Origin of the sequence: Rheinheimera baltica DSM 14885 (assembly GCF_000425345.1) — a bacterium.
Lineage (GTDB): Bacteria > Pseudomonadota > Gammaproteobacteria > Enterobacterales > Alteromonadaceae > Alishewanella > Alishewanella baltica.
In genome coordinates this window covers 24,980-40,284 of the sequence record NZ_KE384354.1, presented here as the reverse complement: position 1 = coordinate 40,284, position 15,305 = coordinate 24,980, and the positions used below count along the sequence as shown (strand labels likewise).

Below are 15,305 nucleotides of genomic sequence, written 5' to 3'. Positions count from 1 at the left end.
TAAATTCAATGCCCCGAAGGTCGTCGGTTCACTCTTCACAAACATCAGGGCTCCCGCAACCAACTAAGCCGACTAATAAAGTCGGTTTTTTTGTGTCTGAAATTCAATACCTCAAAGCTCGTCGGTTCACTCGTCACAAACATCAGGACTCCCGCAACCAACATCTAAGCCAGCTTTTTGCTGGTTTTTTTGTATCTAAAATCCCCTGTCTGTACACTACCGCGTAATACGTTCAATTGTGGCACTAAAATATGAAGCACTTTTCTGTACAGCATAGCCTGGCCGAACTTGGTCAACCGTTTTCAACAGCTTGCTTACCAACCCCAGTGGCCGCGCCGCAGTGGCTGGCGTTCAACGTTGAACTGGCAACGCAATTACGTTTACCGGAACAGTACTGGCGAAGTGATGAAGGTTTAGCCGTATTTAGTGGAAATGTGGTTGCAGACTGGGCAAACCCAGTTGCACATGCGTATGCCGGACATCAATTTGGCCACTTTGTACCGCAGCTTGGCGATGGCCGGGCGTTATTGCTTGCTGAAGTGATTGCCATCGATGAACAGCGTTACGACATACAGTTAAAAGGGGCTGGACGCACACCGTATTCGCGTGGCGGCGATGGCCGCGCCCCGCTCGGTCCGGTACTGCGGGAATACCTAGTCAGTGAAGCAATGTATGCGCTTGGAGTGCCAACAACCAGAGCACTGGCAGCAGTGCTTACCGGTGATTGGTTACAGCGCGATACAGCAGAGCCTGGCGCCATTATTACCCGCATCGCGAAAAGCCATATTCGAATTGGCAGTTTTCAGTTTATTGCGGCAAAAGGGGATATTGCTCAGCTTAAAACGTTCGCAGACTACGTTATAAAACGGCATTATCCTGAAAGTGCTGCGGCAGAAAATCCTTACCTGACGTTATTAACCAGCGTAATCACTGCGCAGGCACAGCTCATTGCCAAATGGATGAGCATCGGCTTTATTCATGGCGTCATGAATACTGACAATATGAGTATTGCCGGTGAAACCATCGATTATGGTCCCTGCGCTTTTATGGATGCGTTTAATCCGGCGCAAGTTTACAGCTATATCGACAGACAAGGCCGTTATGCCTGGGGCAATCAGCCGAAAATGGCGAGCTGGAACCTGACCCGCTTTGCTGAAACCTTGCTACCACTATTAAGCGCTGAGCCAGAACAGGCGATAGAACTCGCCACAGCCGCACTGCTGCAGTTTAATGCCGAAAACGAAGCAGCGTTTTTACAGCTGATGGGCGAAAAAATTGGCCTTAAGTCAGCAACAAAAGACGACGAAGTGCTGATCAGAGACTTACTTAATCTGATGAGCGCCAACAGCACAGACTTTAGCCAGACATTTCGCCTGTTAAGCCTGTCAGTGGCCAATACAACGCAGGGTGCTGCACAGCTGTTTGCCGACAGCAGCAACTGGCAGCAGTGGGCTAACCACTGGCAGACGAGACTGGCTACGCAAGGTTTAGCGCTAAATGAGGTGCAACAACAGATGGATGCCACTAACCCGGCGCTTATCCCGCGTAATCATCAGATAGCCAAAGCGATTGAGCTGGCCAACACTGAAGGTGATTTATCATTGTTTAACAGGCTGCACAAGGCTCTGCAAACGCCTTTCACACTCAGTGGCGAAAATGCCGATTTGGCACAGCCACCAATGCCCGAGCAGTGTATCAGCAACACGTTTTGCGGCACCTGATAAAAAAGCCCCGCGATTTGCGGGGCTTTACATTTACTTACCGTATTTCTCGGCCAGATATAGCCAGGTTTCCAGTACCGTATCTGGGTTTAGCGAAACGCTATCAATCCCCTGTTGCATTAACCACGCCGCGAAGTCTTCATGATCTGAAGGCCCCTGCCCGCAAATACCAATATACTTACCTTTGGCTTTACAGGTTTTAATGGCCATCTCTAACAATTTGTAAATGGCGGGGTTACGCTCATCAAACAGATGTGCAATAAGGCCGCTATCACGGTCTAAACCTAGCGTTAACTGCGTTAAATCGTTTGAGCCGATTGAGAAACCATCAAAGTATTCAAGAAACTCTTCTGCCAATAATGCATTGGACGGTAACTCACACATCATAATAACGCGCAAACCATTTTCACCGCGCTTTAAGCCATGCTCAGCCAACAAATCAATTACGCTACTTGCTTCGCCAAGCGTGCGAACAAACGGGATCATCACTTCAACGTTAGTAAAGCCCATAACGTTTCGAACCCGTTTTAGCGCCTCAACTTCAAGCGCAAAGCAGTCGCGGAAGTCTTTAGAGATATAACGAGACGCGCCACGAAAGCCAATCATCGGGTTTTCTTCGTGCGGTTCGTACTGACGTCCACCCACTAAGTTCGCGTATTCATTTGATTTAAAATCTGACATACGCACAATGACTTTTTGCGGTGCAAAGGCACAGGCTAGCGTTGCAATACCCTCTGTTAACTTTGCAATGTAAAACTCGACTGGGTTTTCATAACCGGCAATCATTTCACTAATGGTGGCTTTAAGTTCCGGTGTTTGCGCATCAAAGTTTATTAGCGCTTTAGGATGCACGCCAATCATACGGTTAATAATAAATTCAAGTCGGGCCAGACCTATGCCGGCATGCGGCAATTTAGCGAATGAAAACGCCCGCTCTGGGTTGCCTACGTTCATCATAATTTTTAAGTCAAGCTTGGGCATTTTATCAACACGGCTGCTAACTATTTTGTAGTCTAACTTGCCATCGTAAATAAAGCCGGTATCGCCCTCAGCACAAGATACGGTTACCTGCTGACCTGTTATAATTTTACTGGTGGCATCACCACAGCCTACCACGGCAGGAATACCCAACTCACGGGCAATAATGGCCGCATGACAAGTTCGACCACCGCGATTAGTCACAATGGCTGAAGCCCGTTTCATAATGGGTTCCCAGTCGGGATCAGTCATGTCAGTAACCAGAACATCACCCGGCTGTATTTGGTCCATTTGCTCAATGCCTCTAAGCACTTTTGCCGTACCACTACCAATACGCTGGCCAATTGCCCGGCCTTCCACTAACACCGGCGCACTGCCCTGTAATTGGAAACGCTCCATGCTGTTGCTGTCTTCGCGGCTTTTAACGGTTTCCGGCCGCGCCTGCACAATATAAAGTTTGCCGTCGTTACCGTCTTTGGCCCATTCAATATCCATGGCGCGGCCATAGTGCTGTGCAATTATAACGGCTTGTTTTGCCAGTTCTTCTACTTCGGCGTCGGTTAACGAAAACTTGTGGCTGCGCGCAGTGTCAATATCTACAATTTTTACTTGCTTACCATGGCCCTGTTCGCTGGAGTACACCATCTCTACTTTTTTGCTGCCTAAATTTCGTTTTACCACCGCCGGGCGGCCTGCAGCCAGTGTTGGTTTGTGCACATAGAATTCGTCTGGGTTAACAGCACCTTGCACGACCATCTCACCTAAGCCATAAGATGATGTAATAAATACCACCTCTTCAAAGCCTGATTCAGTATCAATACTGAACATTACGCCAGACGACGCTAAATCGGAGCGCACCATTTTCTGCACGCCGGCAGATAATGCGACACCTCTATGGTCATACCCCTGATGTACCCGGTATGAAATGGCACGGTCATTAAACAACGAGGCAAAAACATGCTTAATGGCAACAATCACGGCATCATAACCGCGAACATTTAAAAATGTTTCTTGCTGTCCGGCAAAAGAGGCGTCGGGCATATCCTCAGCAGTAGCCGAAGAACGCACGGCAAAAGACACATCGTGCGAGGTGTCGGGATGTAATTGCTGATAAGCGTTACGAATAGCTTGTTCTAATTCCGGCTGAAACGGGGTGTCGATAACCCACTGGCGAATTTGCTTACCCGCCTTTGCCAGGGCAGTAACGTCATCGACATCCAGTCCGTCTAACAGCTGATAAATTCGCTCGTTAACACCACTTTGCTCAAGAAATTGGTTAAAGGCATAGGCTGTAGTCGCAAAGCCTCCTGGTACCTGTACACCGGCATTCGCCAGATTACTGATCATCTCACCCAATGACGCATTCTTACCGCCTACACGGTCTACATCATGCATCCCCAGATTTTCGTACCAAATCACAAATTCTTGCACAGTTCGTCTCCATTTTGTTGTGAGGCGTGTAAGCTTACAGCTAGCATTACATAGCAAAACAATTTTACACTGGCGTCAGCATGAATTAAAACCTTAATTTTAAATGTAATTTTATAACAACAAAACGGAGCAACTGTGCGAGCAGCCTTTTATATTTCTGATGGAACCGCTATTACCGCTGAGGTGTTCGGTCATGCCTTACTTACTCTTTTTCCAGCACAATTTGAGCATGTAACCATACCATTTGTTGAAACCAATGAAATGGCAGAGCAAGTGAAGCAACGCATAAACGATCGTTATAAAACCACGGGGGAACGCCCTTTAATTTTTCAGACCTTTGTTGATGACAATCTCAGACAAATTATTAATAGCAGTGACGGCGTCTGCTATGACTTTCTTAATGCCTTTGTAGAACCACTTCAACGCGAGCTTGGCGTAGCACCCGTGCCAAAAACCCACCGCACGCACAGTATTCACGAACAAACCTATGACTTTCGTATCGATGCTGTAAACTTTGCTTTGGCGAATGATGACGGTTCTAATCTAAAAAACTATGATCAAGCCGATATCATCCTGGTGGGTGTTAGCCGCTCAGGTAAAACCCCAACTAGCCTGTATTTAGCTTTGCAGTATGGCATTAAAGCCGCAAACTATCCGTTTGTTGAAGAAGATATGGAACAATTACACCTGCCCGATGTTTTGCAGCGCAATAAAACTAAGCTATTTGGACTTACCATTACACCAGAGCGTTTAAGCCAAATCCGTGAACAGCGGCGGGCAAACAGTCGTTATGCATCAATGCGCCAATGCCAACTTGAACTCAACGAAGTTGAGAAATTATATACCCGTGAGCAAATTCCGTTTTTAAACTCTACCCATCTTTCTATAGAAGAAATATCAGCGAAAATTATCGCTAAAACGGGGCTGAAACGTCGAAAATATTAGGCGTGTTGACGTATTTTTTTCAACAAAGTCTGCGTACTTTGCGAATGAAATGTGCCCATTTCTAACTGTTTTATGTAATCTACCAGCACACTATTTGCCGGTGTGGGCAGATGATAGTGCTGCCCAAGCCGCATTACTGCCCCGTTTAGAAACATAATTTCAGTCCGTTTTTTTGCTTGTATATCATCCCACATAGACGATCGCGCTGCGGGATCTATAGCTAATAATACGTGAGCAATACGCTTAAAAATAGATGTAGGCATGTGAAGTAACCACGGCAGCAAGGTATTGGGTAGCAAAGTGTAACGCAATGGCTTTACGCCAGCCTGCGCACAAATGGCCAACCACTCCTGCATTGCAAGGGCTAAAATTAATCGGCTGTCACGGTCTAGCAATTGTTGTTTCAGCGGTATATCAGTTATCGCATTTAAGGCGTTATTTAAATTCAACAGCAGCTTGCCATACTCGGCAGCAGTGATATCGAGACACACGTCTACTGACAATTTTAATCGGTTAAATACAGCAATGACATAATTAACCAACTTATGCGTGTTCTGTTGCCAGATAATGTTGCCAGCAGTTGCCTGCTGAAAATGGCCAGCTTTGGGTTTAATAATATTAAACGGAATTATGGCGCGTAATATAGGATTGGCTAAGTCTTGCGATAGCATTTCAGCAATACCAATACCGTTTTGCATGGCAACGACGGGTATCTCAGGCCGCAAATAGCGTTTTAACTCTAGCAGCATTGGCACTAACGCATTCGCTTTTACCGTTAATAACACCAGATCACATTCAATTAAGCTGCTGAGTGAACTGTAAAATGCGACCGGCTGAGCAAAGTAATGGTGCTGACGATAAGATGAGGCGCGCAAACCATGGGCGGCTAGTTCCAAAGCCATGGCTTCTCTGCCAAAAAATTTTACGTCCAGAGCGCTGTCCTGACATAAATAGGCACCTAAAAAACAACCTATACTGCCAGCACCAACGACGCCAACACAATAACGTTGGCCAGCAGTTGCTTGCTGGCCACGATGATTATCTTGCTGTTGACCTGATTGCACCGGCGCTCCTTGTGAGCGCGTGATTATTTACGCGCTGTGCGCAAAGTATCGGCAATTAAGAAGGCTAATTCCAGTACCTGATCAGCATTTAAACGTGGATCACACTGGGTAAAGTAACGTTTGCCTAAATCATTTTCACTTAAACCATAGGCGCCACCCGTGCACTCGGTAACATGTTCACCGGTCATCTCCAGATGAATTCCACCAGCATGACTGCCTTCGGCTTTGTGAACAGCAAAGAAATTACGGATCTCACGCAATATGGCTTCAAAATCACGGGTTTTATAATCGTTACTGGCTTTTACCGTATTGCCATGCATTGGATCAGAACTCCATACAACTTTGCGCCCTTCTTGTTGTACACGTCGCACTAAAGCAGGTAATTTGTCTGCCAGCTTATCTGCGCCCATGCGCGTAATAAGTGTTAAACGGCCTGCTACGTTGTTGGGGTTTAACGCATCTATTAAACGTATAAGCTCATCCGGTTGCATGCCCGGACCAATTTTCACACCCACCGGATTATGAATACCACGGAAGAACTCAATATGTGCGTGATCCAATTGTCGCGTACGCTCTCCTATCCACACCATGTGTGCAGAGCAGTCATACCAATCGCCGGTTAATGAATCACGCCGGGTAAGGGCTTCTTCATAATTGAGCAGCAAGGCTTCATGCGAGGTATAAAGTTGAGTTTCACGGATTGACGGCGAGTTTTGCCCGGTAATACCGCAAATTTCCATAAAACGTAGTGCTTCCTGAATTCGCTGTGCTACATCTTGATAGCGCTCTTTCAGCGGGTTGGATTCCACAAAGCCCATATTCCATTTACTGACCTGATGCAAATCAGCTAAGCCGCCCTGTGCAAAGGCGCGCAATAAATTCAGTGTAGCCGCAGAATGATGATAAGCCGTGGTTAACCGGTTTGGATCGGGTTGACGCGCCGCGTCGGTAAACTCAAAGCTGTTGACGATATCACCACGATAGCTAGGTAATTCCACCCCATTAATGGTTTCCATATCGCTGGAGCGGGGCTTGGCATATTGGCCAGCCATTCGCGCCACTTTCACCACGGGTAAACCACCAGCAAACGTCAACACGACAGCCATTTGCAGTAGTACTTTAAACGTGTCGCGAATTTTAGGGGCATTAAAATCGTTAAAGCTTTCGGCGCAATCACCACCTTGCAGTAAAAAACCCTGACCTTCTGCAACTTGTCCAAGCTGACTAAACAAATCCCGCGTTTCTTGAGCAAAAACCAGAGGCGGGTATTTATGTAATTGCTGTTCAACAAGTTGCAACAATTCCCGGTCCTGATAGCTTGGTTGCTGTTGGATCGGAAGGTTGCGCCAGCTTTGAGGCGTCCAGGTGGTCACGATGATGTTCCTTTGTTTAATATAGTGCCAGCAAGTTATAGACTTCTGGACGTAAATTCAATGCCGACTTTAGCATAATCTATGACATTTTCTTATCAGCAAGAATTTCTGTACACGTTTTAGCCAAGTATGCGACATTTAATCTGACTGTTGCTTTAATTGTTGTAACAAACCATCACAGCCCTGTTCAATTAATTTCAATACCAAGGCAAAGCCTCTACTGCCACCATAATAAGGATCAGGTACCTCGCTGATGGCCGGAAATTCAGGATGATATTGTAAAAACAGTTTGATTTTATGCTGTAGTTCAGCTGGGCAACGTGCTCTAAGGGCTTTCAAATTGTCGTTATCCATAGCAAGTATTACATCGTAATATTCAAAATCGGTATCCTGTACCGGTCTTGACACAATGCCACTAAATACATAACCAGCGGCAACACCTTCTCGCTGACTTCTAGAGTCAGGAGATGCACCACGATGCGAAGCGCTTGTGCCTGCCGATTCTATTTCTACCTGCATATTGTGATCTGTAATTTTTTTTTGCATTACGGCATGTGCCGTAGGTGAACGACAAATGTTTCCCAGGCAAACAAATAGTAATTTAACAGTCATACCAACCCCACGTCTAATTGCCAATTATGCTAGCATGGTTTAAACAAACCGTTAAATGGTTGCATTAAAATTATGCCCGGTACAGTATAGGCACTATCGATATTAGCAGTTAGCAGGAGTATATCTGATGGATAAGTTTATGAAACTTATCGTACTTACCAAGCAAGAGTCACAGCATAGTTTAACCTTGCTGGCACAATCAGTTGGTATTTTGGTTGAACAGAAATCAAAAGTTGAACTGTTATATGGTGGCACCATTAAACCAGGCACCCTGATCGCTTTTCCTTATACTAATATTGACTGGAACAAAAAAGGCATGTCAGCCGAACTACAATACCTGTTGCAAAAATCAGCGGTGTTCTTGTTTCAAACTGAAAGAATGTTAGTAGACCCGCTTCAAGCGTTACACGCAGGACTTAGAGGCGTTATTTATCGTGATGAGCAACTAGACCGCGTGCTCACCGGGCTTAGAACCATGATGCTTGGCGAACTCTATTTTGCCCGCTCTGTTATGTCTCAATTAGTCGATCAGCTTTTGGCTTTAAAAGTAACCGCTAATCAAGATGCACTTAGTCTTCCGGACAACAGCCTACTGACAAAACAAGAAAAGCGGATTATTCAGTTAGTCGCTGAAGGTGCCCGTAATAAGGAAATAGCGCTAAATTTGAACATCAGTGCACATACCGTTAAAGCACATTTGTCGTCTATATTTCGAAAAACACATGCCAGAAATCGGGTAGAGCTGCTGCGCTGGGTGCAACAGCCGTTTCGTCAAGATCCTTCTGCCCCATTTAGGCTTAACTGATCCTCTGCCCGCCAGAAACTGCGTTTTTGCCCTAGTGCAATGAGTTCAATTACGGCAGATTCCATAGCTTGCTTCACACAATATTGTACAGGCTCGTTGGTTGAGTAACCGGCTTCCACTTCTGCCAGCCTATTTAATGATACGTAGCGAAACAAGCCTGCCCGTAACTCTTGAGAAAACACTTTTTTATTTGCTGACACAGATAATAGTACCTGACCACTATGCACATCTATTACGCGTAAATACACAGTTACTTGATCTTCCCGGTACAATTCCGACGCACCGATGCCAAAATACTCCGCACCAATACCGCCGGTACTCAGGTTGGTTTCATAGCTAATAATCCCGCCTTCAAACAACAACCTCGCTTCTTTTAACGGTGGCAACTCGGCCAATTTTTTGTTTGAGCCGTGAATTTTGCGCTCTGTCAGAAGGTTTTGTAGCCCTTCACGTTCCAATGGCGCAAACCAGCCAGACTCAAGCAAAATTTGAGTTAACACCGATGTAGCGCCCTGAGTTACTGCAGTTGAAAAACTCGAGACATTAGCTTGAGGCTTATATTGTCCGGTTTGATCACGAAATGCATACACCGATACCGGGATCGCAGTTCTTGGACGCCCTTGCTGCTGAAGTTGAGTCATAATAGCGCTTTGTGGATTAATACTAGCAGGTGAAATATTAATGTCTGGCTTTGGTAATAAAGAACAGCTACTTAACACTAATGCGACACTGATAAAACAAACGACGTTATGTAATCTCATCGTTAGCCCCCTATCGCAGGAATGGTAATGATGGTGACTTCGCCAGTTTCAAGGTTAGTGATGTTTACAATAACGCTGCCATCTGTGCCGGTATTCACTTCAACCAGAAACTCACCTGTGTTATACACGCCTTCCACTAACTCGCCATCAGCAATACGACGTGTTAGCGAGTTAATGATGTTACGCTCTAAGGCATCCTGAAACTTATCGATAAAAGACAGTCCCACCGTTTCAGCTTTATGAGCGTTCTGACTTTGTGCCTTCTGCAGTAAAAAATTACCATTTAGCGGGTTGCCGCCAAAACTGGGATTAATCGGCGTGTAAACTATTTCAGTTGCACTAACATAATTGCACGCTAATACAGCGGCTAGCAGTGATATCACCTTCATTATTATTCCTTTTACTACTGGTCGTCGACGCTTTCGCCAAGCATTTTACTGGCTTGAATGTTTGCCAATTCATTAATACTTAACAACACCGCTTGTTCAGCCATTTGTTTAACGTCGTTATAACGACGACCAAAATAGGTTTGATAAATGCGTTTTTGGTTCATTTCGACCCAAAGTAAGGTCCCTGATTGAGGGTAAACTTGTTCATAGATAACCACGGTAACGCCCTCAGTTGATGGCATATCCCGCCAGTAACCGGCGTAATAAAAAGTGAAGTCTTTACCAAAACGAGATATAGACCGATCGAGCACCATTCCGCCAAGCTCAATGTCATCTGCCTGAGACGAAAAAGAGCAAGTAAATACCAGTACTGAAAATATGACCTTAGTGAAGTATTTCATAGCATTAATGCATAAAAGCGGCTTGCGCCGCTTTTATGCTTAACTTAGTTCTGAACAACAATGGCGGTATTAAAATCCCCAATTTGAGATACCGACATCATATTTCCATCACCGCCCTGTGCACCCAGCACAAGGTTGTCGCTACCTTGCTGTGTTACAGATAAGCTGCCGTTATTGCCCGACAGTGCAAAATACCCGTCGTCACCGGCAACCCAGTTACCATTACCATTTTGCAGTATATCTAATGTATTACCGTTACCCGCAACCAGTAAATCTACCAAATTAATGTCACCGTTCTGTTCCACATCAACGGTACTTCCGGTAACTGCCATTTCGCTGTTAACAAATAAATTGTTTTCATTGCCGCGCTGTTGCACCATGACATTATTGTCGTCACCAATAATTTCAACGACAGCGGTGTTATCGTCACCTACTTGCTGCAGGTTGCCGCTGTTAGAAACCCCGACTAACGCCAAACCACCAGCGTTATTGTTACCACGGCTATAAATCACGCCAACGTTACCGGAACCTGTCAACAGCATTTCACTACTATTGCCATCTCCACGCTGCTGAATTTCAATGTTATGAGCGTCACCTTCAGTAGCAAACGTTGCAGCGTTTGTATTTCCGCTTTGCCACACATCAACCTGATTGTCGTTACCACTTAACCCCAGCGGGGCTGCAACAACATTGCCATCTCCACGCTGATCAACCAATATCAGGTTCTGCTCACCGGCAAGGGGTTGCAATGTAAATTCGTTGGCATTACCTGTTTGCAAAACATCAACCAAATTGTCATTACCCGCTACGTCTGTCGCAATAAAAACGTTTGCACTACCTTCCTGTGCCACAAAGAAGTTATTGCTGTCGCCAGTTAGACCAACAACCCCCCCGACGTTCCCATTTCCCATTTGCTCAGATTCAAATGTATTGCGTTCGCCACTAAGATTGAACATCCCCGCTTCGTTGTTATCTCCGGTCTGTTGGCTTAGCAGTTCGTTATCGTTACCCACAAAACCCGCATTAACCCAGTTAGCGTTTCCAAGCTGCTGAATTTCTGTGTTGTTGCCATTACCATCCAGTGAAATTATCGCCTCGTCCTGGTCTCCATTCTGCATAAGTAATGATGAGTTATTTGCACCATTTAGCGTAAGTTGGGCGTCGTTAAAGAAACCATCTTGTGACAGCGTTACGTTGTTGTCATTGCCGTTAATGTCTAATGAGGCAATGTGCCAGTCTGCAAGTTGGGTAGTGTCAACCTGATTATTGTTACCCGTAACGTTATTGTATGATTCAAGCCAGACACCATCTTGTTGTACAACGTTACTGTTAGCAGAACCATTTTGATTTAAAGAAAGTACATTGATGTCACCGGCTTGGCTAACGTTTGCAATATTGCCTTCCGTTGCTGGCGCTGATGTCTGATTGATAACCACTTCATTATTTGCGGCTAAGACCGGCGCACTAACAATTAATGCTATTGCCAAACCAAGCATGTGTTTACGTGAAAAATTCCGATTCATAAAATGCTCCCTAGCTTATTTTTAGTATTGAATAACTGAAATTGTGGCACCGACACCTGACTGTTCAATAGTAAAATGTCGGTCACCCCACTGTTCAACCTGAATAAGGTTATTCGCCCCATTTTGAATAACCTCAACAGAGTTGTTATTACCATACTGGGTTATGCCAGCATGGTGCCCAACCCCGGTTTGTTGTACTACGATCTGGTTTAATACACCTTGTTGTAACAGCACAGCATACTGGCCTTGGCCTGACTGCATAACATCAGCAACGTTAAGATCGCCAAGTTGAGTTATGTCAACCCCATTGGCTAATGCATGCCGCTCAAGCAACGACGTTAATTGTACTGAGACCTCTGCATAGCCATGCGAGGCAAAGCCCAACATTGCCAGCATTAGTAACATCTTTATTTTATTAATCACTCAAACACCTTAACGTTGTTGCAACAAATCCTAGGCTAAAGCACCGTAAAAAAGCTGCAATAGGACAAAATAACTATTTTTCAATTCGTAATTAACTAGCATGAATTATTATATATTCAAAAAATCATTATCTTAACCATTACTATTAACATAAACTACACCTTTGTACTTAATACTTTTGGGTTATTTTCAATCATTTGTTTAACAAAAGTTAACATTCGTGCTATCCCTTATTGTGCTAACAAAAAAGGCATATATTTAACAAAACATTAATTGGGGTAATTATGACGCAGAAAAAAACTCTAACACTTGCTATCGCAGCAGCGTTGTTATCTGGTTCAGCACTGGCAGGCACTACTGCTACGGACGATTCAATTTTAGTTATGTTTAAACACGGCGTATCAAAACAAGAGCGACAAGCGCTTATTAAACAAAACGGTGCAAGTTTACGTCAGCTAGACGCTCAGGGTCGCGACGTAAAAATGCGCTATATTGCTGATGGCCGTATTGTAAAAGTCTCTGTGCCTAAAGGAGCAGACCGTTCGAGGCTGATAAAAACACTAGCAGCACATCCGGCTGTTGAGGTTGCTGAACCGGATTACCCGTTACATGCACTGGCTATACCGAATGATCCGAGGTTCAATGAATTGTGGGGTTTGAATAACACTGGCCAAAGTGGTGGTACAGCAGGTGCGGATATTAAAGCGGCTGATGCCTGGGATATCTCTACCGGCAGTCATGACATCATTATTGGTATTATCGACACCGGCATGGATTACAATCATCCTGATTTAATTGATAACCGCTGGGTTAACCCTGGTAACTTACCCGGTAGCACCTACGGCTATTCAACACTTAATGATGAGCAAAATCCGATGGATAGTGACAGCCATGGTACTCACGTTGCCGGCACTATTGGCGGTTCAGGTAACAACGGTGTAGGAGTAAGCGGCGTTAACTGGAATGTTACACTGTTGCCATGTCAGTTTCTGGGGCCAGACGGCGGTAGCACAGCCGGAGCTATTGAATGCATCAACTACTTTACTGATCTTAAGCTGAATTATGGTGTTGATATAAAAGCGACAAATAACTCATGGGGCGGCGGCGGCTTCTCTGAAACACTGCGGGCCGCTATTGAATCCGGCGGTGAAGCTGGCATCTTATTTATCGCAGCATCGGGAAATGCTGGGGGCAATGCGGACTCTGCTCCTATGTACCCTGCCGCCTATGATCTTGACGTTATCGTGTCTGTAGCATCAACAGATCGAAACGACAACATGTCTGGCTTTTCAAATTACGGTGTAACTTCTGTTGATTTAGGCGCGCCTGGCTCTGATATTTTATCTACTGTACCAGGCAATGGCTATGCAACCTATTCTGGTACATCGATGGCGTCACCCCATGTTGCAGGCGCAGCAGCACTTCTCTGGTCGGTTAATCCGGATCTAACGGCAGATGAAATGAAAACCATTTTGATGGAATCAGGTGACAGCCTGGTTGCTTTAGAAGGTAAAACGGTCTCAGGTAAACGGCTAAATTTAGCCAATGCGATGGTAGAAGCCGATCCAACGCCGTCGTTTAAATTGTCATTGTCACCACGTAATCAACAAATTACTGCTGGCGATGCAGCACAGTATACGCTCAATATCGGCAATGTTGCAGACTGGATGGGCGATGTTGCACTCAGTGTTGACGTTACACCAGCGCTTAGCGGTGTTAGTTTATCTGCAACAACAGCACAACCAGGACAAGCGCTAACATTGGATGTGGTTACATCAGCCAGCACGGCTTGGGGTAGTTATCAGTTCACTGTAACCGGTACTGATATCGCAACAGGTGAACTGGTTAAATCGGTTAATGCAGGTTTAAATGTGCAGCCACAAGGTTTGCAAGACTACCCTTACAACAACGATACCCCAGTCGCAATCCCAGACAATGATCCTACAGGTATTAGTAGTGTCATTAATGTTGCGCAAGAAGGTACAGTATTTGGTACAAATGTTGGCGTTAACATTACGCATACGTGGCAAGGTGATCTATTGGTAACATTACGTTCACCACAAGGGACTGACCATATATTACATAATCGTACTGGCGGCAGTGCAGATGATTTAGTACAAAGCTGGCAAATTGATAGCTTCGACGGTGAGACAATGCAAGGCGACTGGACATTGTTTGTCTCTGATAATGCCGGTGCCGATACGGGTACGCTTAATAACTGGAACCTGGTACTGACAGCGCTACCTGATGGTGACACCGGGCCAAATCCTGTTGCCCCTGAGGCAGATTTTAGTTTTGTAACTAGCGGTCTTAACGTTAGCTTTAGCGATCTATCTACCGATGTTAATAATGATATCAGCAGCTGGAGTTGGGAGTTTGGCGATGGCAATGTGTCAACAAGTGTAAGCCCACAACATAGCTATGCAGCCCCAGGTACCTATCAGGTTAGTCTGATGGTTACTGACAGCACCGGCCTTACCGATAGCAGTATGAAAATGATTAGCGTGACAGAGTCTGACGTTAGCATTGACCTTACTTTACATCGTTCAGTGCGCACCAGAACCGGTTCATCCATTGTAGATTTACGTTGGACAGGAACGGCAGAAACCGTTGACATTTATCGTGACGCTGCACTAATAACTACCACAGATGCTAACGGGAGATATCGTGATCGATTCAACTCGCAAGCCGCTACCACTACGTATAAAATTTGCGTAGCGGGAACAGACAGCTGCTCTGGCGATCTGGTTGTTAATTTTTAACGTATTGTACTAGTACGTAAGGTTAAAGCGGCTTTGGCCGCTTTTTTTTGGGTTGCAGTTCTAAGTCTGCAAGGTACTATAGCTCCCTGCTTTACTGATAAACCATCCCGAAGTAGT

13 protein-coding genes are annotated in these 15,305 nt (G+C 45.2%); 4 read left to right on the top strand and 9 right to left on the bottom strand.

Annotation, left to right across the window (positions count from 1 at the left end; translation table 11 throughout):
* The first annotated feature begins 251 nt into the window (after positions 1-251).
* On the top strand, positions 252-1,721 hold the full coding sequence (locus H595_RS0121200; RefSeq protein WP_027672918.1) for a protein adenylyltransferase SelO: 1,470 nt from the start codon (positions 252-254) through the stop codon (positions 1,719-1,721).
* Between the two features lie 33 nt (positions 1,722-1,754).
* On the opposite strand, the gene ppsA is transcribed toward H595_RS0121200, so the two are convergent.
* Complete coding sequence (gene ppsA, locus H595_RS0121195; protein ID WP_027672917.1) at positions 1,755-4,130, bottom strand: phosphoenolpyruvate synthase; 2,376 nt, start codon at positions 4,128-4,130, stop codon at positions 1,755-1,757.
* Between the two features lie 135 nt (positions 4,131-4,265).
* Here ppsA and ppsR point away from each other — a divergent pair, with 135 nt between their 5' ends.
* Positions 4,266-5,075 carry a posphoenolpyruvate synthetase regulatory kinase/phosphorylase PpsR gene (gene ppsR, locus H595_RS0121190; RefSeq protein ID WP_027672916.1) on the top strand — a complete coding sequence of 270 codons (810 nt, stop codon included), beginning with the start codon at positions 4,266-4,268 and terminating at the stop codon, positions 5,073-5,075.
* Here ppsR and H595_RS0121185 read toward each other — a convergent pair.
* The 3 genes from H595_RS0121185 to H595_RS0121175 form a co-directional block, all read right to left on the bottom strand.
* Positions 5,072-6,139, bottom strand: coding sequence for a 2-dehydropantoate 2-reductase (locus H595_RS0121185; RefSeq protein ID WP_027672915.1), 1,068 nt, complete (start codon positions 6,137-6,139; stop codon positions 5,072-5,074). The two genes, ppsR and H595_RS0121185, sit on opposite strands and share 4 nt — an antisense overlap.
* A gap of 23 nt (positions 6,140-6,162) precedes the next feature.
* Positions 6,163-7,512 carry a class II 3-deoxy-7-phosphoheptulonate synthase gene (locus H595_RS0121180; protein WP_027672914.1) on the bottom strand — a complete coding sequence of 450 codons (1,350 nt, stop codon included), beginning with the start codon at positions 7,510-7,512 and terminating at the stop codon, positions 6,163-6,165.
* A 138-nt stretch (positions 7,513-7,650) separates the two neighbouring features.
* Positions 7,651-8,124, bottom strand: a complete 474-nt coding sequence (locus H595_RS0121175; RefSeq protein ID WP_027672913.1) for a low molecular weight protein-tyrosine-phosphatase — start codon at positions 8,122-8,124, stop codon at positions 7,651-7,653.
* A 127-nt stretch (positions 8,125-8,251) separates the two neighbouring features.
* Between H595_RS0121175 and H595_RS0121170 the strand changes: the two genes are divergently transcribed.
* Positions 8,252-8,929, top strand: coding sequence for a response regulator transcription factor (locus H595_RS0121170; RefSeq protein ID WP_027672912.1), 678 nt, complete (start codon positions 8,252-8,254; stop codon positions 8,927-8,929).
* Here H595_RS0121170 and H595_RS0121165 read toward each other — a convergent pair.
* The 5 genes from H595_RS0121165 to H595_RS0121145 are packed head-to-tail and all read right to left on the bottom strand — an operon-like array spanning position 8,896 to position 12,426.
* A complete protein-coding gene (locus H595_RS0121165; protein ID WP_027672911.1) occupies positions 8,896-9,690 on the bottom strand; it encodes a CsgG/HfaB family protein in 795 nt (264 codons plus the stop codon). The two genes, H595_RS0121170 and H595_RS0121165, sit on opposite strands and share 34 nt — an antisense overlap.
* 2 nt (positions 9,691-9,692) lie before the next feature.
* Complete coding sequence (locus tag H595_RS0121160; protein WP_027672910.1) at positions 9,693-10,079, bottom strand: curli assembly protein CsgF; 387 nt, start codon at positions 10,077-10,079, stop codon at positions 9,693-9,695.
* Between the two features lie 14 nt (positions 10,080-10,093).
* Positions 10,094-10,480: a curli production assembly/transport protein CsgE gene (locus H595_RS0121155; RefSeq protein WP_027672909.1), complete on the bottom strand. Its 387-nt coding sequence runs from the start codon at positions 10,478-10,480 to the stop codon at positions 10,094-10,096.
* Between the two features lie 44 nt (positions 10,481-10,524).
* On the bottom strand, positions 10,525-12,003 hold the full coding sequence (locus tag H595_RS0121150; protein ID WP_027672908.1) for a hypothetical protein: 1,479 nt from the start codon (positions 12,001-12,003) through the stop codon (positions 10,525-10,527).
* A gap of 21 nt (positions 12,004-12,024) precedes the next feature.
* Positions 12,025-12,426 carry a minor curlin subunit CsgB, nucleation component of curlin monomers gene (locus H595_RS0121145; RefSeq protein ID WP_027672907.1) on the bottom strand — a complete coding sequence of 134 codons (402 nt, stop codon included), beginning with the start codon at positions 12,424-12,426 and terminating at the stop codon, positions 12,025-12,027.
* A 284-nt stretch (positions 12,427-12,710) separates the two neighbouring features.
* Between H595_RS0121145 and H595_RS0121140 the strand changes: the two genes are divergently transcribed.
* The gene (locus H595_RS0121140) at positions 12,711-15,188 is read left to right on the top strand and encodes a S8 family serine peptidase (protein ID WP_027672906.1); all 2,478 of its coding nucleotides are present in this window, start codon (positions 12,711-12,713) and stop codon (positions 15,186-15,188) included.
* The last annotated feature ends 117 nt before the right edge of the window (positions 15,189-15,305 follow it).

Excerpts from the sequence above, each read along its gene's own strand:
- H595_RS0121200 (WP_027672918.1), top strand. The coding sequence starts at position 252 with ATGAAGCACTTTTCTGTACAGCATAGCCTGGCCGAACTTGGTCAACCG.
- H595_RS0121175 (WP_027672913.1), bottom strand. The coding sequence starts at position 8,124 with ATGACTGTTAAATTACTATTTGTTTGCCTGGGAAACATTTGTCGTTCA.
- H595_RS0121170 (WP_027672912.1), top strand. The coding sequence starts at position 8,252 with ATGGATAAGTTTATGAAACTTATCGTACTTACCAAGCAAGAGTCACAG.
- H595_RS0121165 (WP_027672911.1), bottom strand. The coding sequence starts at position 9,690 with ATGAGATTACATAACGTCGTTTGTTTTATCAGTGTCGCATTAGTGTTA.
- H595_RS0121160 (WP_027672910.1), bottom strand. The coding sequence starts at position 10,079 with ATGAAGGTGATATCACTGCTAGCCGCTGTATTAGCGTGCAATTATGTT.
- H595_RS0121155 (WP_027672909.1), bottom strand. The coding sequence starts at position 10,480 with ATGAAATACTTCACTAAGGTCATATTTTCAGTACTGGTATTTACTTGC.
- H595_RS0121150 (WP_027672908.1), bottom strand. The coding sequence starts at position 12,003 with ATGAATCGGAATTTTTCACGTAAACACATGCTTGGTTTGGCAATAGCA.
- H595_RS0121140 (WP_027672906.1), top strand. The coding sequence starts at position 12,711 with ATGACGCAGAAAAAAACTCTAACACTTGCTATCGCAGCAGCGTTGTTA.